Source organism: Polaromonas sp. YR568, assembly GCF_943369415.1.
Taxonomy (GTDB): Bacteria; Pseudomonadota; Gammaproteobacteria; order Burkholderiales; family Burkholderiaceae_C; genus Polaromonas.
In genome coordinates this window covers 165,549-186,582 of record NZ_CALRNF020000002.1, presented here as the reverse complement: position 1 = coordinate 186,582, position 21,034 = coordinate 165,549, and the positions used below count along the sequence as shown (strand labels likewise).

Annotated in this window: 16 protein-coding genes; 7 read left to right on the top strand and 9 right to left on the bottom strand. The window is 65.3% G+C overall.

The genetic code is table 11. The features are described 5' to 3' along the window. Together ACLV74_RS02280 and ACLV74_RS02275 are read right to left on the bottom strand one after the other, a co-directional pair. Nucleotides 1–765: a basic amino acid ABC transporter substrate-binding protein gene (locus tag ACLV74_RS02280; protein WP_411877740.1), complete on the bottom strand. Its 765-nt coding sequence runs from the start codon at nt 763–765 to the stop codon at nt 1–3. 197 nt (nt 766–962) lie between these two features. Next, nucleotides 963–1,853 carry a dienelactone hydrolase family protein gene (locus ACLV74_RS02275; protein ID WP_411877739.1) on the bottom strand — a complete coding sequence of 297 codons (891 nt, stop codon included), beginning with the start codon at nt 1,851–1,853 and terminating at the stop codon, nt 963–965. Between the two features lie 313 nt (nt 1,854–2,166). Here ACLV74_RS02275 and ACLV74_RS02270 point away from each other — a divergent pair, with 313 nt between their 5' ends. From ACLV74_RS02270 to ACLV74_RS02260, 3 genes are all read left to right on the top strand, one after another. Beyond that, entirely contained in the window at nt 2,167–2,976 is an 810-nt protein-coding gene (locus tag ACLV74_RS02270; RefSeq protein ID WP_411877738.1) for a DUF2726 domain-containing protein, read from the top strand. A gap of 101 nt (nt 2,977–3,077) precedes the next feature. Next, a complete protein-coding gene (locus tag ACLV74_RS02265; RefSeq protein WP_411877737.1) occupies nt 3,078–3,365 on the top strand; it encodes an HNH endonuclease in 288 nt (95 codons plus the stop codon). Beyond that, nucleotides 3,362–6,160, top strand: a complete 2,799-nt coding sequence (locus ACLV74_RS02260) for a 7TM diverse intracellular signaling domain-containing protein (protein WP_411877736.1) — start codon at nt 3,362–3,364, stop codon at nt 6,158–6,160. The genes ACLV74_RS02265 and ACLV74_RS02260 overlap by 4 nt, the downstream gene beginning before the upstream one ends. A gap of 11 nt (nt 6,161–6,171) precedes the next feature. On the opposite strand, the gene ACLV74_RS02255 is transcribed toward ACLV74_RS02260, so the two are convergent. Together ACLV74_RS02255 and ACLV74_RS02250 are read right to left on the bottom strand one after the other, a co-directional pair. Next, nucleotides 6,172–7,293, bottom strand: a complete 1,122-nt coding sequence (locus ACLV74_RS02255) for a 2OG-Fe(II) oxygenase (protein WP_411877735.1) — start codon at nt 7,291–7,293, stop codon at nt 6,172–6,174. A 20-nt stretch (nt 7,294–7,313) separates the two neighbouring features. Beyond that, on the bottom strand, nt 7,314–8,756 hold the full coding sequence (locus ACLV74_RS02250; protein ID WP_411877734.1) for a TolC family outer membrane protein: 1,443 nt from the start codon (nt 8,754–8,756) through the stop codon (nt 7,314–7,316). Nucleotides 8,757–9,087: 331 nt separating this feature from the next. Here ACLV74_RS02250 and ACLV74_RS02245 point away from each other — a divergent pair, with 331 nt between their 5' ends. Both ACLV74_RS02245 and ACLV74_RS02240 read left to right on the top strand, forming a co-directional pair. Then, nucleotides 9,088–9,861, top strand: coding sequence for a Crp/Fnr family transcriptional regulator (locus ACLV74_RS02245; protein ID WP_411877733.1), 774 nt, complete (start codon nt 9,088–9,090; stop codon nt 9,859–9,861). A 534-nt stretch (nt 9,862–10,395) separates the two neighbouring features. Then, nucleotides 10,396–10,791, top strand: coding sequence for a helix-turn-helix domain-containing protein (locus ACLV74_RS02240; protein ID WP_411877732.1), 396 nt, complete (start codon nt 10,396–10,398; stop codon nt 10,789–10,791). Nucleotides 10,792–10,840: 49 nt separating this feature from the next. On the opposite strand, the gene ACLV74_RS02235 is transcribed toward ACLV74_RS02240, so the two are convergent. Genes ACLV74_RS02235 through mfd form a run of 3 tightly spaced genes read right to left on the bottom strand, consistent with a single transcriptional unit; the run spans nt 10,841 to nt 16,941 of the window. Next, entirely contained in the window at nt 10,841–12,697 is a 1,857-nt protein-coding gene (locus ACLV74_RS02235) for an ABC transporter ATP-binding protein (RefSeq protein WP_411877731.1), read from the bottom strand. 39 nt (nt 12,698–12,736) lie between these two features. Then, a complete protein-coding gene (gene serB / locus ACLV74_RS02230; protein ID WP_411877730.1) occupies nt 12,737–13,447 on the bottom strand; it encodes a phosphoserine phosphatase SerB in 711 nt (236 codons plus the stop codon). Next, nucleotides 13,444–16,941: a transcription-repair coupling factor gene (mfd, locus tag ACLV74_RS02225; RefSeq protein ID WP_411877729.1), complete on the bottom strand. Its 3,498-nt coding sequence runs from the start codon at nt 16,939–16,941 to the stop codon at nt 13,444–13,446. Before mfd ends, serB begins: the two co-directional genes overlap by 4 nt. A gap of 155 nt (nt 16,942–17,096) precedes the next feature. Here mfd and ispD point away from each other — a divergent pair, with 155 nt between their 5' ends. Both ispD and ispF read left to right on the top strand, forming a co-directional pair. Then, entirely contained in the window at nt 17,097–17,828 is a 732-nt protein-coding gene (ispD, locus tag ACLV74_RS02220) for a 2-C-methyl-D-erythritol 4-phosphate cytidylyltransferase (protein ID WP_411877728.1), read from the top strand. A 34-nt stretch (nt 17,829–17,862) separates the two neighbouring features. Then, nucleotides 17,863–18,345, top strand: a complete 483-nt coding sequence (gene ispF / locus ACLV74_RS02215; protein WP_411877727.1) for a 2-C-methyl-D-erythritol 2,4-cyclodiphosphate synthase — start codon at nt 17,863–17,865, stop codon at nt 18,343–18,345. A gap of 4 nt (nt 18,346–18,349) precedes the next feature. On the opposite strand, the gene ACLV74_RS02210 is transcribed toward ispF, so the two are convergent. Both ACLV74_RS02210 and ompR read right to left on the bottom strand, forming a co-directional pair. After that, nucleotides 18,350–19,726, bottom strand: coding sequence for an ATP-binding protein (locus tag ACLV74_RS02210; protein WP_411877726.1), 1,377 nt, complete (start codon nt 19,724–19,726; stop codon nt 18,350–18,352). Between the two features lie 217 nt (nt 19,727–19,943). Continuing rightward, nucleotides 19,944–20,681 carry a two-component system response regulator OmpR gene (gene ompR, locus ACLV74_RS02205; RefSeq protein ID WP_411877725.1) on the bottom strand — a complete coding sequence of 246 codons (738 nt, stop codon included), beginning with the start codon at nt 20,679–20,681 and terminating at the stop codon, nt 19,944–19,946. Nucleotides 20,682–21,034: the final 353 nt, after the last annotated feature.

Below are 21,034 nucleotides of genomic sequence, written 5' to 3'. Positions count from 1 at the left end.
TTACTGTGCGGGCAACGCGGGAGCGTCGGCCTGGAACCACTTCTTGTAGATGGTGGCGTAGCTGCCGTCGGCCTTGACGGCGGCCAGGCCCGCGTTGAGCTTGTCCAGCAGTGCCTTGTTGCCCTGCTTGACGACGATGCCGAAGTATTCCTTGGGGAAGCTGGCGTCGGACACGGTCTTGAGCTGCTTGTGTTCCTGGGTACGGAAGGCGATGACGCCGTTGTCGCCGATGGCGGCGTCCAGGCCGTTGTTGACCAGCTCGGAGATCACCACGGGGGTGCTTTCAAAGCGGCGGATGTCGGGGTTGGTCTTGCCGAATTCGCGCGAAGCCATGTCGTCGCCGGTGCTGCCGGTGACCACGCCGATTTTTTTGCCGGCCAGGTCTTTCAGGCCCTTGGCGGTGCTGTTGCTTTGCACGGCGATCAGCTGGCGCGCTTCAAAGTAGGGGGTGGTGAAGTCGTAGGACTGCTTGCGCTTGTCGTTGATGGTGACGCCGGAGATGACGAGGTCGACGTCGCCGTTGTTGAGCGCGGCGAAGATGCCGGTCCAGGGCGTGTTGACGATCTTGATCTGCAGGCCGGCCTTCTGGGCGATGGCCTTGATCATGTCCACGTCGTAGCCGACGATTTCCTTGGTCGGGCTTTCATAGGCGAACGGGCGGTAGGTGGCGCTGGAGCCGACGACCAGCTCCTTGTTCTGGGCCTGGGCGGCAAAGGCGAGGGTGAGCAGGCCGGCCGTGGCGGCGATTTTGTGCAGGATGTTCATGGTGGTGTCCAGAAGGGATGGGTAAAAATGCTTGCCGGTCCGCACGCGGGGACGAAAAAGCGAAAGTAGCCAATGGTAACGCCTGCAAAAGCCGTGCCCGCCGGCCGGCGGGCAGGGTTTTCGCGGAGAGGGGGACGGGCGGCGGGACAAAAGGCGCAAGGAAGGGCCCAAAGAGGGCCCCTAAAGGCGCCCTGCGGTCAGGCCCTGAGTTGCCGGTTGAAAAACGCCAGCGTGCGTTCCCAGGCCAGTTTGGCGGCCGCAGCGTCATAGCGCGGCGTGGTGTCGTTGTTGAAGCCGTGCTGGGTGCCGGGGTACTGGTAGGCGGTGAAGCTCACACCGGCCGCCTTCAGGGCCGCCTCATAGGCCGGCCAGGAGGCGTTGATGCGCTCGTCGACCGCCGCGAAATGCAGCAGCAGCGGGGTTTTGACTTTGGCGGCGTCTTCCACCGGCGGCTGGTTGCCGTAAAAAGGCACGGCGGCGTTGAGTTCGGGCAGGCGGGTGGTCAGGGTGTGGGTCATGCCGCCGCCGTAGCAGAAGCCGACCACGCCCAGCTTGCCGCTGCAGTCGTCCCGGCCTTTGAGGTAGGTGACGCCGGCCACGAAGTCCTCTGTGCACTTGCGCTGGTCGAGTTTGGCGAACAGCTCGCGCGCCTTGTCTTCGTCGCCGGGGTAGCCGCCCAGCGGCGTGAGGGCGTCGGGCGCGAAGGCGATGAAGTTGTCCAGCGCCAGGCGGCGCGCGATGTCTTCTATATGAGGGTTGAGGCCGCGGTTCTCATGGATGACCAGCACGCCGGGCAGCTTGCCCGTGGCGTTGGCCGGTTTGGCGAGGTAGCCCTTGACGGTGCCGGTGCCGGCGGAAGACGGGTAGCTGAGCATCTCGGTCCTGATGCGCTTGTCGTCCCTGGCGATTTGCTGCCCCGCGGCAAAATTCGGGCTCAGCGCGGCCAGCAGGGCCGTCGCCGTCATGCCGGCGGTGGCGAACTTCTGGGCGCGCTCCAGGAAGCCGCGCCGGTCCAGCGTGCCGTGCACGTAGGCGTCAAACAGAATCAGCAGTTCCTGGTCAAAATCCTGGGCGGTCTTGAGTGGCATGGGAGGCTCCTGGAAAAAATCCAGCATAACGATTCGGGCGCCTGCTTGCAAAGGGTGGGGAAAAGATGGGGGAGAGGGCCAGCCCTCTTGCTATGAAACCCATAGCTGCCGGCGGGCATGCCGGTTGGGTCATGGGCTTTGTTACGCCTCCGGCGGCGGGAAAACGCGCAAAACCTGCTTTAATAACGGCCTGGACCGCCGGGCCGCCCAAATTGACACGGCGGGCTTTCTGTGACTCACTGGGCTCACCGGGGCCCGAAGCCGCACCGCCTTTGGCACCGCAGCACCCCCAAAAAATGAGGAGAACCGCATCTTGAACCTGATTTCATGGCTGATGGCATTGGTGGGTGTGGCCGTGGGCGCGCTGGCCGGCATCCTGTTGTACGCCCGCGCCTTGCGGAAAAAAGCCGGCGAAAAGCTGCGCATTCCCAAAAAGTGGCCGCTGATCGCGCGCGGGGTGGTGACCAACGACGAGTACGAAGTCTGGAAGTGGATGCGCAGCACCTTCCACGACCATGTGGTGATGCTCAAGCTGCCGGTGCTGCGCTTCACCATTCCGGTCGAAAAAGACAAGGACAGGGAAAAAAACAAGGAAAAGAATGAGCGCCTGCTCGAACTGCTCAACGGTGTCTATACGACCTTCACCGTCTGCACGCTGGAGGGCAAGGTGGTGGGCTGTGTCGATCTGCGCGGCAAGCGCGACGTGAGCCGGGCCAGCCGCGAGCTCAAGGAAACCCTGCTGTCCGATTGCGGCATCGCCTACACCACGGTGCGGGCCAGCCGCCCGCCTACCGTCAGCGCCATGCGCGCGGCCTTCCTGGGTGAAATTCCCGAGGAACTCATCCAGGAAGACCAGGAAACGCGCGGCGGCGACAGCAGCTTCCACGCGGACCTGGAATCGTTCACGCGGGAGCGTATGAAGGCCGCCAAGGATGCCGCCCTGAAGGAGCTCAACAAGGAAAGCCAGCAGGAGGCCGCCCTGGCAGCCGCCAACCGCAACATCGGATTCAGCTCCGACGGCAGCAGCGGCCTGCACAAAGCCGGCAAGGACGACCGTTTTGCCGTGCAGTGGGAAGACTCCTTCATCGAACCCGCGGACACGCGGCCGGCCAGGCGCGAATAGGGGCGGGTCATGAGCGCGGGCTCCCAGCAGGCGTTAGCCCCCGGCGCGCCCTCCGTTCCCTGCATTCCCTCCTTGCCTCCTGCTGCCGTGAAAACGCCATCGTGAGCAGGCTGGGCCATACCCGGGACAAGATCTACAAGACCGTGGCGCGGCAGCTTCACGGCGTGGTGCCGTGCTGGGTCTGCGGCGAACACGTCACGCGCGAGGCCGCGACGCTGGAGCACATCCGGCCGCTGAGTGAAGGCGGCAACAGCCACGCGGAAAACCTCGCCATCAGCCATGAAGTCTGCAACGGCCAGCGGCATGCCGCCGGCACGGTGCCGGCCTCGGCCGCCGCGCCGGGGCGGGTGCTCAGGCGCGGGGCGGCGGACCCAGGCGGCGCCGCGTGAAGCCGGGCCTGCGGTGTGGCGCGTGGGCGCTGCTGGCCTTGCTGCTGGCAAGCCTGGCCTTTGCGGCCACCGCGCAGAAGCCGGCACCGGCAAGGGCTTCGGCGATGCCTCCTGCCGCCGCGGCAGCGGACAGCGGCAGCGAGGTCGCCATCGGCAGCGAAGGCAGCTATGCGCTGTCGCGCTCCTTCTCCTACCTGGAAGACGCCGGCGGCGAGCTGGCGCTGGCCGACCTGTTGAAGCCCGAGGCCCAGGCGCGATTCCAGCCGGTGGCGCAAAGCGGCTCGGCCACCAACTTCGGGCTCACGAGTGCCGCCATCTGGCTGCGCGTGACGCTGCGCACCGCGCGGGACACTCCCGCCGACTGGATGCTGGAAGTTGCATATCCGCCGCTGGACAGGGTGGAGCTCTACACGCCGGACGGCAAGGGCGGCTTCGCCCGGCAGGTGGGGGGCGATCTTTCGCCCTTTGCCGAACGCTCCGTGGTGCACCGCAACCATGTGATGCCGGTGCGCCTGAAGCCCGGGGCCGCCAGCACGCTCTACCTGCGCGTGAATTCGGGCGGCACGGTGTCGGCGCCGGTCAAGCTCTGGCAGCCCGCGGCGTTGTGGCGGCATGACCAGGCCGAGTACGCCACCATCAGCCTCTACTTCGGCCTGCTGATCGGTTTGCTGCTGTACAACCTGCTGCTGTTTTTCTCGGTGCGCGACCAGGCCTATCTGGTCTATGTGGCCTTCGTCGCCTGCATGGCCGTCGCGCAGGCGGCGCTGACGGGTTTCGGCGCGCAGTTTCTCTGGCCGGGCCTGCTGTGGTGGAACAGCGTCTCGCCGCCGGCGGGCATGGCCGCGACGGCGGTTTTCGGCCTGCTGTTCGCGCGCAGCTTTTTGTCGAGCGCGCTCAGGATGCCGCGGCTGGACCGCCTGATGCTGGCGCTGGTGGCGGGCTGGCTGCTGACGCTGCTGGCGGCGCTCGCGCTGCCCTATGTGGTGTCTTCCCTGATGGTGACGGTGCTGGCGGTCTTCAGCGTCATCACGCTGGTGGTGGTGGGCGTGCTGAGCCTGCGCTCGGGCCACCCGGGCGCGAAATACTTCCTGGCGGCCTGGGCGCTGCTGCTGGTGGGCGTGGTGGCGCTGGCCCTGCATAACACCGGCGTGCTGCCGTCCAATGCGCTGACGGCCAATTCGCTGCTGATAGGCTCGGCGCTCGAAATGGTGGTGCTGTCCTTCGCGCTGGCCGACCGCATCAACGTCACGCGCCGCGAAAAGGAACAGGCGCAGGCGCGCACCATGGCCGAGCACGCGATGGTCGAGGCGCTGAGCGCCTCGCAGGAGAACTTCCGCATGCAGCTCAAGGAGCGCGAGACCATCCTGGAAAACTCCATCGTCGGCATTGCCTTCCTGACGCCGGACGGGCGTTTTCGCTGGGCCAACCAGGCGATGCTGGAAGTCTTCGGCGCAGGCAGCAACCCGCTGACCTCGATGGAGCCGTTTTACCTCTCGCGCGAGGAATACCTGCGCGTGGGGGGCGAAGTGTCCGCCTGCGTCGGCCGCGGCGAGCACTACGAGGCCGAGATCCAGGTCAGGCAGTTCGACGGCACGCTGATCTGGGTGTCGCTGTCGGGCAAGGCCGTCAGCGGGCGCGACCTCAGCCAGGGCACGGTCTGGGTCATCATCAACATCACGCGGCGCAAGGAACTGGAGGCGCAACTGGTGCGCACCTCGTCGGAGCGCGAGGCCATCCTCAACAGCGCGCTGGTGGGCATCGTGCTGTCGGTGAACCGCCGCCACGAATGGGTCAACGAGAAATTCGCGCAGATGATGGGCGGCTCGCGCGAGGAACTCATGGGCCAGCCCTCCAGCTATATCCACCCCGACCTGGCGACCTGGGAGCAGTTCGGCAAGGAGGCGCGCGAAACGCTGATTGCCACCGGCAGCTATATCAGCGAACGCCAGCTCAGGCGCCGCGATGGCGAGCTCTTCTGGGTGCAGATGGCCGGCAGCTGCGTGCAGCCCAAAGACCCGGACTCGGGCGTGATCTGGGCTTTCCTGGACATCACCGAGCGCAAGAAATCGGAAGAAGACACGCGCGAGGCGCTGGAGCAGCAGCGCGCGCTCAATGAGCTGCGGACCCGCTTCGTCGCCATGACCAGCCACGAGTTTCGCACGCCGCTGTCGGGCATCCTCTCGGCCGAGGAACTGCTGCGGCACTACGGCAACCGGCTGCCCGAGTCCGAAAAACTCGAAATCCTCGACAGCATCGCCACCGGCGTGAAGCGCATGACGCGGATGCTGGACCGCGTGCTGCTGCTGGGCAAGGCCGACGCGCAGATGCTGGAGTTCGAGCCGCACCCGCTGGACCTGCGGGCGCTGTGCGATTTGCTGGTGGAAGAAGCGCGCATGCAGCAACCGGACAGCCTGTGCGAACTGCGCCTGGATTACACGGCGGACCCGGGGCAGGGGATTTATGACGAAAAGTTGCTGCGCCACATTTTCGGCAACCTGCTGTCCAACGCGGTCAAGTATTCGCCGCTGGGCGGCCTGGTGCTGTTTCGCGTGCGGACCGAGCAGGACATGACGGTTCTGGAAGTCGCCGATGAAGGCATAGGCATCCCGGAAGACGAGCTGCCGCACCTGTTCGAGTCCTTCCACCGCGCCAGCAACGTCGGCACCATCCAGGGCACGGGTTTGGGCCTGGCGATCGTGCGCAACGCGGTCGACATCCACGGCGGCACCATCGCCGTGCGCAGCGGCGCCGGCCTGGGAACCACGTTCACCGTGCGCCTGCCGGCACGGCACTGAAGCTTGCCCGGTCAGGCCTTGTAATTCGCCAAGAGGCTTTCATCCAGGAAGGCATTGTTTGCCTCGCGGATTTTTGCGGCGGCGTCGTCATAAAGAAATGGCAGGAAGGCGTAACGCCGTCCCCGCGTCACCGTGGACACGGCATGCAGCAAAGAGCAGGAGAACACCACGGCGGCCCCCGGTGGAGGCTTGAAGGACCTGGGGCCGTATTCGGGGAAACTGATTTCGCCGCCTTCGAAATCATCATTGAGGTTGATCGAGACCGCGAAGCGCCTGTGGGCCGTGCCGCGCGTGGTGTTGTCACGGTGGGCTCGGAAATGCGCTTCCTGGTCGGCGCGGTAGCAAGCGATGATGTAGCGTTCCATGCGCGTGGCCGTGAATTGGTGCACTTTGGCGATCTCGGGCACGATGCGGCGATGAATCAGTGCTTGCGTCCATTTCACGATCTCGGGCTGCGTGATGGTGTAGTCTTCGCGCCGTTTGTGTTCGTGGTCGTGGGTGAGGATGGTTTTGCCGTCCTTCTCGCGCATGAAGCCGGATTCCTGGCCCCCGTGGGTGTCGTAAAGCGTGACCAGCCTCCGGCAAAACTCCGGCGGGAAGACATTCGGCAGCATCAGGATGGGCGCCTGCAATTCGATGCCGGCGAATCGCGACGGCGGCGGCAGGTTGGCGAGGTAGGACAGGAGTGCGGGTATTTCACTGCCGTTCCCGAAAGGCAGCACCTTCAGCACCCTGAGGGTCGGATCCAGGACAAACCACAGTCGGCGGATGCCGTCCCCTTGCGGATTCGCATCGGCGTTGAGCGCAAGCACGCCATAAAGCCTGCTCACCTGCGTGTCAAAGTCCCAGAGGAAGCGATAGCCGGGATAGCTGTCGGCGACACGCTTCTCGTTTTCATCGCCTGGATCCAGGCTGATGCCAAAAAAAGAACAGTGTGAATCGTTGAAAATATCCCGCCGTTTCAAGGCCATGTCGATGGCGGCCCGCGCAAGAGGCTCCGCGGCACTTCCGAAAAAACACAACACGAGGTAGCGGCCAGCCGCCGCATGAAGGGAATAACGGGGATTGGCGAAGGAGCGTTGCTTGAACCAGGGGGCCGGGTCGCCCGCGAGAAGGTTGAAATATTGATTCATGCCTTGGCGTGGGGCGGGTGTCACGGTTGCCCGGTTTCCAGCATGTCGTTGATGACGTTCAAATCGGCTTCACCCAGGGTGGCGTTGGCGGCCTTCAGGCGCAAACCCTGGATCAGGGTTTCGGCCCGGGCCTTGTACCAGTCGCGCTGGGCCGCGTACAGTTGCTGCTCGGCGTTCAATACCTCCATGTTGATGCGTGTGCCGACGAGGTAGCCCACCTTGTTGGCATCCAGCGAACTTTTGCTCGACACAATGGCCGAGCCCAGCGCCTGGACCTGCGCAGCGCCGTTGACGACGCCCGCGAAGGCCTGGCGCGCCTGGGCCGCCGCCTGCCGGCGTGCCGCTTCCAGGTCTTCTTCTGCCTTGCCTTTCAAGGCCAGTGCTTCGCGAACGCGCGCTTGCACCCCGCCGCCGGCATAGAGCGGAATGGTCAGGCTCATCCCGACCTGGCTGGAGCGCGAGCGCACCGAGATATCGGCCGGCGAAGTGATGCTGCCGGAGGTGAAGTTACTGCCGTACGCGGCCGTCATGTCCAGGGTCGGCGAATGCGCCGCCTGGCTTTTGGCGATCTCGCGGTCGGCCACCTCCAGTGTTGCCTGGGCGATGCGTACCTGGATGGATTGTTCGCGGGCACTGTCCAGCCAAGGCTGGGCGCTTTCGGGCTGGATTCGCGGCAGAACGCTGTCCGCGCGCAACCCCGCCAGGCGCGCATGGGAGGCGCCCAGGATGCGGGTCAACTCGGCCAGCTTGTTCTGCAGCTCATTGCTGGCCACCACTGCCTGGGCGCGCGACAGGTCCAGCCGCGACTGGGCTTCGTGCACGTCGGTCACCGTGCCGGTCCCGCCTTCGAAGGTGCGTCGGGCCAGGCTGCGCTGCTGCTCCATGGCGCCTGTTTGCAACTGCGCCACGTGCTCGGCTTCCTGCGCCACCAGGACATCCAGGTAGGCCTGCGCGGTGCGCAGAATCAGTTCCTGCTCGGCTTGCCGGAATTGCGCCTCGGCCAGCAGTTCCTGTTGCCCGGCCTGGTCGAGCGCCGCTGATGCGGTGGCGCGCCACAGGGGCTGCGTCAGTTGCAGGTTCCAGCTGCGGTTGTGCACGTCGCGCGCGACAGGCGCCAGTTCGTTGAAGGCGGCTTGCCCGGCTTGCCGGCTGGCGGCGCCGACCAGGTTCACCGCGGGCAGCAGCGCGGCGCGTGCCTGGGGCACGCGCTCGCGCGCGGCCTGCAATGCGTAGACGGCACCGCGATAAATCGGGTCACGTGACTGCGCCTGGCGGTACACCTCCATCAGGTCGCCGGCCGGCGTGCCGAAGGCGGCCAGCAGGAGCGGCAGTCCGGCCAGCCACGGGCGGACGCAGGAGCGCGAGCGTGCGGGATGGTGTTCAGAAATGCTGGAGGATTTGGGCCGCGGGGTCAGGCGCCTCAAGGCGTCTTCATACTCTCCGGGCGAGTTGTTCGGCTTCATGGGGGCTGAAACGAGTGTTGGAAAGCCTGCATGTTGCCTCCCGCATCCGGGGGTCTCGGCCAAGATTGTCCGCACCCGGACAAAAATGGTTGGAAAGTGGCGAAAGGGTCGGGTTATCTCGGGGGGGGGGGGCGGCGGTGATCGGTCCGCTACCAGCGCTGGATTTACCGTGCCTTTGCCAACCTGATTCCCTTTTTACGCCGGCGGCGCTACACCGCCGTGATTTCGCTTGAAGGTGCCACCGTCGCGACCTGGAAAAACAAGCGTGGTAACACGATGTAACGACTTTGGGCCGTGAAACTTCTACGATGGCGTCGGGAGGCATGAATACATGTCTAATTACGCCGCTCACATTTTGCGCAAAGCCGGGATTTCCGAGCCGGCTGCGCGTGGCTTTGCCCCCAAACTCACGCTCAAACACCATGAGGCGCAGGATCTCATCTGGGCCAAGGGTGGCGAGGTCCAGGCGTGGCAATTCGTCATCAGTGGCCTGGTGGCGGCAGCCGTTCCCATGCAGGATGCGCGGTCCGTTCCCGTCAATGTTTATGGCCCCGGCGCCTGGTTTGGCGAGCAGCCCATCCTGAACCGCATGCCACCCCACCTGGAATACGTTTGCCTCGCGCCGACCCAGGTTCTCAGCATGCCAACGGCCGTGCTGTGGGAGCTGTTCGAGGCTGAGGCGGGATTTGCGCGCTATATCGCCAAGGTGGCGACCTGGCGTGCGCAGAAGAACGCGGAAATGCTGGTGTTGATGAAACTGGGCAATCCCTGCCTGCGTGTGGTCATGGGCGTTGCGCAATTCGCCGAAGCCCTGGCTTCCGGTCCGGACCGGTCGGTCACGGAAGGCCTCGACGGTGGAATCGCCATCCCGGTGACGCAGGCGGTCATGGCGGCGATGTGCGGCGTTTCCCGGGCGGTGTTTTCGGAGTACGTGCAACCGCTGGCGGCCAACGGCTGGCTGAGCATCAGCTACGGGCAGATCGAACTGCTGTCTATCGCGACCTGGCACCGCTTCTACAAATTGCGGCGCGCGCAGCCCGCCGCGCACACCAACCCCACGATGGAGGAGTTGCTGACGGAGTTGCATCAAGCCTCTGTGGTGTGAAAGGCCTCCGCGCAACTGGAGCCGTTCTTCTTTTTTCAACGCTTCTGGGTTCCGTTGCCGCGAGTTGAAAGCGCGGGCGAGTTGAAAGCGCGGGCGAGTTGAAGGAGCGGTCTTCTTCGCGGCCTCTTGTCCGAAAAAAAGGGTGTGCCGACGCAAGGCCGGCACACCCGAAGAGCACGGTCGCTTTCGCAAAGAGGGCGTGGAGGGTGCGACCGGGCCGGTTGCGAGTGTAGTGGCGCCCTCGCAGTGCCGGCTAGCGAAACGGCGTGAGTGTGGCAATTTTCCAAATTGCGCTCGCTTCGGGCCGCGTCACACATCCTTCGATGGACTATTTCTGCCTGGGATATTCCGCGTGCGGACAATCGACCTGAATTCGTGCGACCAAGTCGGCTATAGCGCTGGCGTGCCACTTTGTTTGATCCCGGTCGCCGGGTTGCCCGGCGCTTGGTGATAACCTTGGGATCGAACGAAACTTCGATGGACTATTGACCCATGCCAAACATTGCAACACTTCTCAAGAATGAAATCGCCCGCGTGGCCCGCAAGGAAGTCCGTGCGGAAACTCAAGGCCTGAAAAAGGCGATCAACACCCACCGCGGAGAAATCGCCGCGCTCAAGCGCAATGTCCGCGCTCTCGAGCAGAAAGTGCGGCAACTCGGTAAATCCAGGCCCGGCAACTTGCAGGCGGCGGTTGCGCAAGACGAACCCGCGAGCACTTCAAGGTTCAGCGCCAAGAGCCTGGCCAGCCAGCGGCGCAGGCTCGGCCTGTCGGCGCATGATTGCGGCCTTCTGGTCGGCGCATCGGGACAATCTATTTACAAATGGGAGGCCGGCAAGGCCAAACCGCGCGCGGCCAACCTGCCGGGGATTGCCGCCCTTCGCACTATGGGGAAGAAAGACGCGGCCGAGCGCCTGGCGGCGCTGGCCTGAAGAGCGGGCCTGCCGGTATGAGCCGGCCCATCCGCAGGCGGCGCCGGTTTCAGGCCGCCAGCGCTTCGCCTTCTTCCAGGTTGTCGCTCAGGAAGCCGCCGCTCTGGTGCGCCCACAGGCGCGCGTAGAGGCCACCATTGGCCAGCAGCGTGCGGTGGTCGCCTTCTTCGATGATGCGGCCCTGGTCGAGCACGATCAGGCGGTCCATGGCGGCGATGGTGGACAGGCGGTGCGCGATGGCGATCACCGTCTTGCCCTGCATCAGGGTGTTGAGGCTGCTCTGGATGGCGACCTCGACTTCGGAATCCAGCGCGCTGGTGGCTTCGTCCAGCAGCAGGATGGGCGCGTCCTTGAGCATCACGCGCGCGATCGCGATGCGCTGGCGCTGCCCGCCGGAGAGTTTCACGCCGCGCTCGCCCACATGCGCGTCGTAGCCCTTGCGCCCGCTCGGGTCGCTCAGGTATTCGACAAAACCGTCAGCCTCGGCGCGCCGGGCCGCGGTGCGCATCTGCTCCTCGGTGGCCGTGGGGCGGCTGTAGGTGATGTTGTCGCGCACCGAGCGGTGCAGCAGCGAGGTGTCCTGCGTGACCATGCCGATGTGGCTGCGCAGGCTGTCCTGCGTGACGGTGGAGATGTCCTGGCCGTCGATCAGGATGCGGCCGGCGTCCAGGTCGTGAAAGCGCAGCAGCAGGTTGACCAGCGTGGACTTGCCGGCGCCGGAGCGGCCTATGAGGCCGATTTTTTCGCCGGGCCTGACGGTCAGCGTGAGCCCGTCGATTACGCGGGGGCCTTTGCCGTAGTTGAAGCCGATGTTCTCAAAGCGCACTTCGCCGCGCGGCACGGCCAGCGTCGCGGCATCAGGCTTGTCTTCGATCACGCGCGGGCGCGAGAGCGTATTGATACCGTCCTGCACGGTGCCCACGCTTTCAAACAGGCTGGTCATCTCCCACATGATCCAGTGCGACATGCCCTGCAGGCGCAGCGCCATGGCCGTGGCGGCGGCCACGGCGCCGGCACCGACCTGGCCCAGGCTCCACAGCCAGAGCGAGGTGCCGGCCATGCCCAGGATCAGGCCCATGCTGAGCGCGTGGTTGACGATCTCAAAGGCGCTGACCAGCCGCATCTGGCTGTAGCCGGTGTTCATGAACTCCTGCATGGCCGAGCGGGCAAAACCCGCCTCGCGCTGGGTGTGGGAGAACAGCTTGACGGTGGTGATGTTGGTGTAGGCATCGGTGATGCGGCCCGTCATCAGCGAGCGGGCATCGGCTTGCTGCTTGCCGATGCGGCCCAGCTTCGGCACAAAGAAAAACAGCGCGGCGATGTACAGCGCCAGCCAGATCAGGAAGGGCGCGATCAGCTTGGTGTCGAAGGCCGCGGCCAGCACCGTCATGGTGGCCACATAGACGGCCATGGCCACCAGCACATCGGCCAGCACGAACAGCGTGTCGCGCACGGCCAGCGCCGTCTGCATGACCTTGGTGGTCAGGCGCCCGGCGAACTCGTCCTGGTAGAAGGCCATGCTCTGGCCCAGCATCAGGCGGTGGAAGTTCCAGCGCAGGCGCATGGGGAAATTGATGGCAATGGTCTGGTGCTTGACGATGGTCTGCAGCGCCACCACCACGATGCTGGCCACGACGATCCAGGCCAGCACGGTGAGCGTGGGGCCGTGGTCAATCCACAGCCGCGCCGGCTCGGCCTTGCCCAGCCAGTCGACGATGCGGCCCAGCATGGCGAACATCAGGGCCTCGAAGGCCGACATGGCGGCCGACAGCAGGGCCAGCAGCAGGATGTAGCCGCGCGCGCCGCGGCTGCAGGCCCAGATGAAGGCCATGAAGCCCTTGGGCGGCAGGGTGGGCTCGCCTTCGGGGTAGGCGTGTAGCAGTTTCTCGAATTTGCTGAATAGCATTGGTGCTGTTTGTGCTTTCTTTGTGTGTGCGCTGCCTGGTTACTTCACCAGTTCCAGCAGGCGGTCCAGGCCGCCTTCATTGATGGCCACCATGGCCTGTTCGCGCACGCGCGGCTTGGCGTGGTAGGCCACCGAGAGGCCGGCGACGCCCATCATGGGCAGGTCGTTGGCGCCGTCGCCCATGGCGATCGCCTGCAAGGGATTGATGCCCAGGTTGCCGCAGGTTTCCAGCAGCATCTTGCGCTTTTCGTCGCCGTCGCAGATGTCGCCCCAGGGCTGGTCCACCATGCGGCCGGTGAGGAAGCCGTCTTCAACCTCCAGCACATTGGAGCGCGTGTAGTCGATGCCGAGCTCGTCGCGCACGCGGTCGGTGAAAAAGGTGAAGCCGCCGCTGACCAGCAGCACCTTCATGCCGGCCTCCTTGCAGGCGTGCACCAGTTCGGCGGCGCCGGGGTTGAGCTTGAGGCGCTCGTGGTAGACCAGGTCCATGCTGGCGACGCTGACGCCCTTGAGCAGGGCCACGCGCTGGCGCAGGCTTTCCTTGTAGTCGGCGATCTCGCCGCGCATGGCCGCCTCGGTGATGGCCGCGACCTCTGCCTTGCGGCCCGCGGCGTCGGCGATCTCATCGACGCACTCGATGTTGATCAGCGTGGAATCCATGTCGAAGGCGATCAGCTTGAAGTCCGTGAGCTTCAGGTCGGGTGTGGAAACGTTGACGACGAGGCCGGGGGAGATTTCTGCGGGGGTCATGCGGGAGTGGCTTCCGTGGTGGGCGTGGTGGGTTGTCCGAGTGAACGCAGGACGTCGCGCACCATCTGCGCGCGGTCCTTGGGATTTTCGAGCTCGCGCTCTATGCGCAGCTTGTCGTTGCCGGCCAGCCGGATGTGCCGGTTTTTCTGGATCAGCTGCATGATGGCCATCGAATCGATGGGTGGGTCCTTCTTGAAGGTGATGCTGATGGCGCCGGGCGCGGCATCGACCTTGACCACGCCGTAAGGCCTGGCGATCACGCGCAGGCGGTGCACGTCGATCAGCGTCTGCGCCTGCGGCGGCAGCTTGCCGAAGCGGTCGACGATTTCTTCGAGCAGTGCGTCGATCTGGTCGGTGTTCTTCGCCGTGGCCAGCTTCTTGTAGAAGGACAGGCGCAGGTGCACGTCGCCGCAGTAGTCGTTGGGCAGCAGGGCGGGGGCGTGCAGGTTGATCTCGGTGGTCACGCTGAGCGGCGACAGCAGATCGGGCTCGCGGCCGGCCTTGAGCGAGGCCACGGCTTCGCTGAGCATCTCGTTGTAGAGCTGAAAGCCCACTTCCAGCATGTTGCCGCTCTGGTTTTCGCCCAGCACCTCGCCGGTGCCGCGGATTTCCAGGTCGTGCATGGCCAGGTAAAAGCCCGAGCCGAGTTCTTCCATCTGCTGGATGGCCTCCAGCCGCTGGCTGGCCTGCTTGGTCAGTCCCTCGATGTCGGGCACCATCAGATAGGCATACGCCTGGTGGTGGCTGCGGCCCACGCGGCCGCGCAACTGGTGCAGCTGCGCCAGGCCGAACTTGTCGGCGCGGCTCATGACGATGGTGTTGGCCGTCGGCACGTCGATGCCGGTCTCAATGATGGTGGAGCACAGCAGCAGGTTGTAGCGCTGGGCGATGAAGTCCTTCATCACGCGCTCGAGCTCGCGCTCGGGCATCTGGCCGTGCGCCACGGCGATACGCGCCTCGGGCAATATCTCTTCGAGTTTTTCGCGCCGGTTCTGGATGGTCTCGACCTCGTTGTGCAGGAAGTAAACCTGGCCGCCGCGCTTCAACTCGCGCAGCACGGCTTCGCGGATCACGCCGTTGTTTTCGCTGCGCACAAAGGTCTTGATGGCCAGGCGGCGCTGCGGCGCGGTGGCGATGACGCTGAGGTCGCGCAGGCCTTCCAGCGCCATGCCCAGCGTGCGCGGGATCGGCGTGGCCGTGAGCGTCAGCACGTCGACCTCGGCGCGCATGGCTTTCATGGCCTCCTTGTGGCGCACGCCGAAGCGGTGCTCCTCGTCGATGATGAGCAGGCCCAGGCGTTCGAACTTCACGTCCTGGCTCAGCAGCTTGTGCGTGCCGACCACGATGTCGACCGTGCCGTCGGCCAGGCCCTTGATGGCAGCGCTGATTTCCTTGCCCGAGCGAAAGCGGCTCATCTCGGCGATCTTGACGGGCCACTTGGCGAAGCGGTCCACCAGCGTCTGGTAGTGCTGCTCGGCCAGCAGCGTGGTGGGGGCCAGCAGGGCGACCTGCCGGCCGCCGGTGACGGCGATGAAGGCGGCGCGCAGCGCGACCTCGGTCTTGCCGAAGCCCACGTCGCCGCAGACCAGGCGGTCCATGGGGCGGGGGCTGATCATGTCCTGGATCACGGCGTGGATGGCGGCGCGCTGGTCGGCGGTTTCCTCGAAACCGAAGTCGTTGGCGAAGGTCTCGTAGTCGCCGGGCGAATAACGGAAGGCATGGCCTTCACGCGCGGCGCGGCGGGCGTAGATGTTGAGCAGCTCGGCGGCCGAGTCGCGGATCTGCTCGGCGGCCTTGCGTTTGGCCTTTTCCCACTGGCCGCTGCCCAGCTTGTGCAGCGGGGCTTCCTCGGCGCTGACGCCGGTGTAGCGGCTGATCAGGTGCAACTGGCTGACGGGCACGTAGAGCGTGGCGCTGTCGGCGTATTCGAGGTGCAAGAACTCCTGCAGCAGCGGCGTGCCGTCGGCGTTCGTGCCCTGGCCCAGGTCCATGTTGATGAGGCCGCGGTAGCGGCCTATGCCGTGGGCGCTGTGCACCACCGGGTCGCCCACGTTGAGTTCCGAGAGGTCCTTGATCAGCGCCTCGACGTCGCTGACCTGCTCCTGCTTCTTGTTGCGCCGGCGCACCGTGACGCCGGCGGCGAAAAGCTCGGTCTCGGTGATGAAATCGATGCCTTCCTCGAGCCAGCTGAAGCCGGTGTTGAGCCCGGCGGTGGCGATGCCGAGTTTTTCGTCGCTGGCCAGGAAGTCGGCCAGCGAATCAAAGGCCGGCGGGCTGACGGCGCTGGCGCGCAGGAAGTCGAGCAGGCTCTCGCGCCGGCCTTCGCTTTCGGCCAGCACCAGCACGCGGTGGGCGGTGTTGCGCACGTGGCTCTTGAATTTGGCCAGCGGGTCTTCCGCGCCTCGCACCACGGCCATTTCGCCGAGTTTCTGGAACTGGGCGTTGTCGGCCACGTCTTCCACCGTGGCACGTATCGCAAGTTGTGCGTAATCGTTGGCGCGCGCGTAGAACTGCTCGGTGCCCAGAAACAGCGACTCGGGCGGCAACGCCGGGCGGTCGGGCGCATCGCGCACCAGCCGGTAGCGGTCTTTGGTGTCTAGCCAGAAGCGCTGGAAGGCCGGCTCCAGGTCGCCGTGCAGCACCACCGTGGCATCGCTGCCGAGGTAGTCGAACACCGTGGCGGTTTCTTCAAAGAACAGCGGCAGGTAGTACTCGATGCCGGCGGTGGCGACGCCGTTGCCCATGTCCTTGTAGATGCGGCTCTTGGTCGGGTCGCCGTCCAGCAGTTCGCGCCAGCGGCTGCGGAATTTGGCGCGCGCGTCGTCGTCCATCGGGAACTCGCGGCCGGGCAGCAGGCGCACTTCGGGCACGGGGTAGAGGCTGCGCTGGCTGTCGGGGTCGAAGGTGCGGATGCTGTCGATCTCGTCGTCGAACAGGTCGACCCGGAAAGGCACGAGCGAGCCCATGGGGAACAAATCGATCAGCCCGCCGCGCACCGCATACTCGCCGGGGCTGACCACCTGCGTGACGTGGCTGTAGCCGGCCAGCGTGAGCTGGGCCTTCAGGCGCGTTTCATCAAGCTTTTGCTTGACCTTGAACTGGAAGGTATAGCCGGCCAGGAAGCTGGGCGGCGCCAGGCGGTACAGCGCCGTGGTGGCCGGCACGATGACCACGTCGGCGCCGGTTTCCTTGTCGCGCTGCTGGATGCGCCACAGCGTGGCCAGGCGCTCGCTGATCAGGTCCTGGTGCGGCGAGAAGGTGTCGTAGGGGAGCGTCTCCCAATCGGGAAACAGCGCGCAGCGCAGGTCCGGCGCGAAGAACGCGATCTCGTCCATCAGGCGCTGGGCCGTGGTGGCGTCCGAGGTGATGATGGCGGTGAGCTTGCCGGCGGCCTTCTCGCGGGTGCCCAGGCGCGCCAGCAACAGGGCATCGGCCGAACCGGCGGGCTGGGGCAGGGTGTAGCGTTTGCCGGAGGCGAGTGGGGGTAGGTGCATTGAGCGGCGCGTGGTGAAGCGGGTGAGGCGTGGTGAAGGTGTGGCTAAATCTGTTCGGGCGAAAATCAATCGGCAAAAGGCAGGCACCCCAAACCATCCGGAGTGGGGTGCCTGCGTTCGTTCAATCCCCTGATTTTAGAATCTATGATGAAGTTATGACGACAAGCCGCGCCAATACCCGTTCCGATGCCCGTTTTTTTGCCCTGATACCGTGCGCGGGGCAGGGAAGCCGGGCTGGAACGGCCCAGGCCAAGCAGTACCAGCTGATTGCCGGGCAACCCATGGTACGGCACACGGTGCAGGCTTTTCGGGCGCTTTCGGGCACCTTTGCCGCGCTGTGGGTGGTGGTTTCGCCGTCCGACGAAGAGTTTCTCAGCGTGTTTCCCGATTACAACCAGGCCAATGAACACCTGTTCCCGGGCGGCGGTGCGACGCGGGCGGCCACGGTGCTCAACGGCCTGAAGGCCATGGTGGCGCACGCCGGCGGCGCCACCCTGGACGACTGGGTGCTGGTGCATGATGCCGCGCGCTGCCTGGTGATGCCCGGGCAGATACAGGACCTGATCACTGCCTGCCGTGACGACGCCGTGGGCGGCCTGCTCGCGCAAAAGCTGCCGGACACGCTCAAAAGCGAGCACGGCGGCCGCGTCGCGAGCACCATAGACCGCAGCGAGAAATGGCTGGCCCAGACGCCGCAGATGTTCCGCATCGGCATGCTGATCGATGCGCTGGAAAAAACCGGGGACCGCGTCACCGATGAATCCAGCGCGATGGAAGCGGTGGGCCTGGCGCCCCGGCTGGTGGGCAGCAGCGCGGAGAACTTCAAGGTGACCTATCCTGAAGACTTCGCGCTGGCGGAAGCGATTTTCGACAGGCGCGGCAAATAGTCCCTCAATCCATCACAACCCAGCAAAGGCAGCCATGAGCAGCGTCAACTTCCGGATCGGCGAGGGCTGGGACACGCACGCCCTGGTGCCCGGCCGCAAACTCATCATCGGCGGGGTCGACATTCCGCACACTGTGGGCCTGCTCGGGCATTCGGACGCCGACGTGCTGTTGCATGCGATCACCGATGCCCTGCTGGGCGCGGCGGCGCTGGGTGACATCGGCTCGCACTTTCCCGACACCGATGCGCGCTTCAAGGGCGCCGACTCGTCGGTGCTGCTCGCGGAAGTCGGGCGCCTGCTGGCCGAGCGCGGCCACACCATCGCCAACATCGACAGCACGGTGATCGCCCAGGCGCCCAGGCTCGCTCCCCACATCGCGGCCATGCGGGCGAACATCGCCAAGACCCTGGGGCTGGGCCTGGGCCAGGTGAACGTCAAGGCCAAGACGGCCGAAAAGATGGGCCCCGTCGGCGAGGGCCTGAGCATGGAAGCCCGCGCGGTGGTGTTGCTGTTCTAAAAGCCTAGCTCCGGCGCAGCTTGATGTGCGCCGCCAGGCCGCCCGAGCCGGTATTGGCCAGGCCGAACACCCCGCCCATGCGGTGCACCGTTTTCTCCACAATCGCCAGGCCCAGGCCCGCGCCTGTGGCCGCCGTGCGCGCGGCGTCGCCGCGGAAGAAGGGGCGCGTGAGCTTGGACAGGGTTTCCGGCGCCACACCCATGCCGTGGTCGCGCACCTTGATCAGCACCCACTGGTCGCGGCTCTTGGCGGCGATGTCGACCAGCGCGATGCCGGTTTCAGGCGTCTTGCCGTAGCGCCTGGCGTTTTCCAGCAGGTTGGAAATCACGCGGGAGAGCTCGACCTCGTCGGCCAGGACCGCCATGTCGGGCGGGATGGTGACGGTCACGCGCATGTCGTCGTAGTCGGCCACGGCATAGACCGCGGCATCGACCACGGCATTGAGCGACACGCGCTCCAGCCGCGGCGGTTCGGGCCGCGCGTAATCCAGGAACTTGTCGATGATGGCGTCCAGCTGGGTGATGTCGGCCGCCATGTGCTCGCGCGCATCGGCGTCCGCAACGCTCATCTCGGTTTCAAGGCGCAGGCGAGCCAGCGGCGTGCGCAAATCGTGCGAAATGCCGGCCAGCATGATGACCCGGTCCTGCTCGATCTTGGAGAGCTGCTCGGCCATGCGGTTAAACCCGATGTTGACCTCGCGGATCTCGCTGGTGGCGACTTTCTCGTCAAGCAGGCTGGCGTCGAAGTCGCCGTCGCGCATGCGGCTGGCCGCGAAGGACAGTTGCTTGAGCGGCCGGTTGATCAGCCGGGCGATGAAAGCCGCCCCCGCGAGAGAGAGAGCCGCCGCCGTGATCAGCCAGATGACCCAGGTGCTGTTGCGTGACGGGCCTATCTTGGACGGGTCTGTGAGCAGCCAGTAAGAGTCGCCGTCAATGGCAAAGCCCACCCACAGGCCTTTCTGGCCGTTGACGCTGCTGGCCACGACGGTACCGTTGCCCAGCCGAGCCTTGAGTTCTTCGGCGGTGCGCTCGCCGAGCTCGTCGCTCTCGAACGGTTCAAACTTGTCCTTGGGCTCGCGCGGCGTGATGCGCACGCGCTCCTCGTCGGCCAGGGTTTTGATCAGCGAGACGCGGGCGATGGAGTCGGAGTAGCGCAACGCTGCCCGGCTCAGGTTGACCAGCGAGGCCAGCTGCTGCGCGCTCTGGATGGCGCGCGGCTCGGATTCCAGCGCCCGGAAGGTCTGCAGCCAGGCCACGATGGAGCCGAACAGCAGCAGCGAGAGGAAGAAAAAAGTCCGCCAGAACAGGCTGAAGCCCCGGCGCGGGCGCATTTCCAGCGGTGCCGGGGCGGTTTCAAGGGGAGCTGGGTTGGTTGCGTCCATAAGGGTTGGGTACGTGCCCGGAGATCGGGCGTTCAATGGACGTTAGCACGATACACGGGCAGCGCGGCAACGGGGCTGTTGCAGCCTGTTTGTGCCCGCTGGAATTCTTCAACCCGGCATGAGCCGCGGAACTGGCTTTGCCAGGCCGCAGGCGGGCGGCCCCCTCGGGGAGGCAGCGCATTACACGAAGCCGAAGGCGCAGTGAAAAGCGTGGGGGCTAGTTCGTTCCGTCCGGAACGAACACGTAGCCTATGCCCCAGACCGTCTGGATGTAGCGGGGCACGGAGGCGTCGACCTCGATCAGCTTGCGCAGGCGCGAGACCTGCACGTCCAGGCTGCGGTCGAAGGGCTCGAACTCGCGGCCGCGCGCCAGTTGCGCCAGTTTTTCGCGCGACAGTGGCTGGCGCGGGTGGCGCACCAGGGTTTTGAGCATGGCGAACTCGCCGGTGGTCAGCGGCAGTTCCTCGCCGTTCTTGTGCAGGGTCCGCAGGCCCATGTCGAAGGAGAACGGCCCGAAAGTGATGACTTCCTGGTCGCTGGAAGGGGCGCCCGGTACTTCGGCGGTGGGGCGGCGGCGCAGCACGGCGTGGATGCGGGCCAGCAGTTCGCGGGGGTTGAAGGGCTTGGCGAGGTAATCGTCGGCGCCGACTTCCAGGCCGACGATGCGATCCACGTCCTCGCCCTTGGCGGTCAGCATGATGATGGGGGTGCGGTCATTGGCCGCGCGCAGGCGCCGGCAGATGGAAAGGCCGTCCTCGCCGGGCATCATCAGGTCCAGCACGATCAGGTCGACGGCGTCGCGCAACATGATGCGGTTCAGCGCCTTGCTGTCTTCGGCCAGGATGACTTCAAAACCCTCCTGGGCCAGGTAGCGGCGCAGCAGGTCGCGGATACGGGCATCGTCGTCAAGGATCAGGATTTTGTCGGCACGGGCGTTGGGTTGAGCTTGGGTCATAGTTGTCTGGTAATTTGTAACAGAGCCATTTTGAAGGCGGAAAAGGCCAGATGTCTCGTTTTTCAGTCACTTTGACACACTGTTACAAAAGTTGCGGCAACGTGCAACTGTTATTCCGGCAGCGGAGCAGGTATGGAATTGCGCCTACAGGTATTGGGAAAAACGCGTGCAAGAATGGCCGGCTGCCTGTTGCGCGTCTTGCGCGGCAGGGCGTTACCCGCCGTAAACAAAAAGCTGCCGGGCCCGTTCCGGGATATCCGCAGCCAGGCTGGAGGGCGTTGAGTGACTTGCAAAAGTCCGGAAAAAGGCGCCAGACCTGCCGACGTTTATGCCTTCTCTCTTTTCTTTTCAGC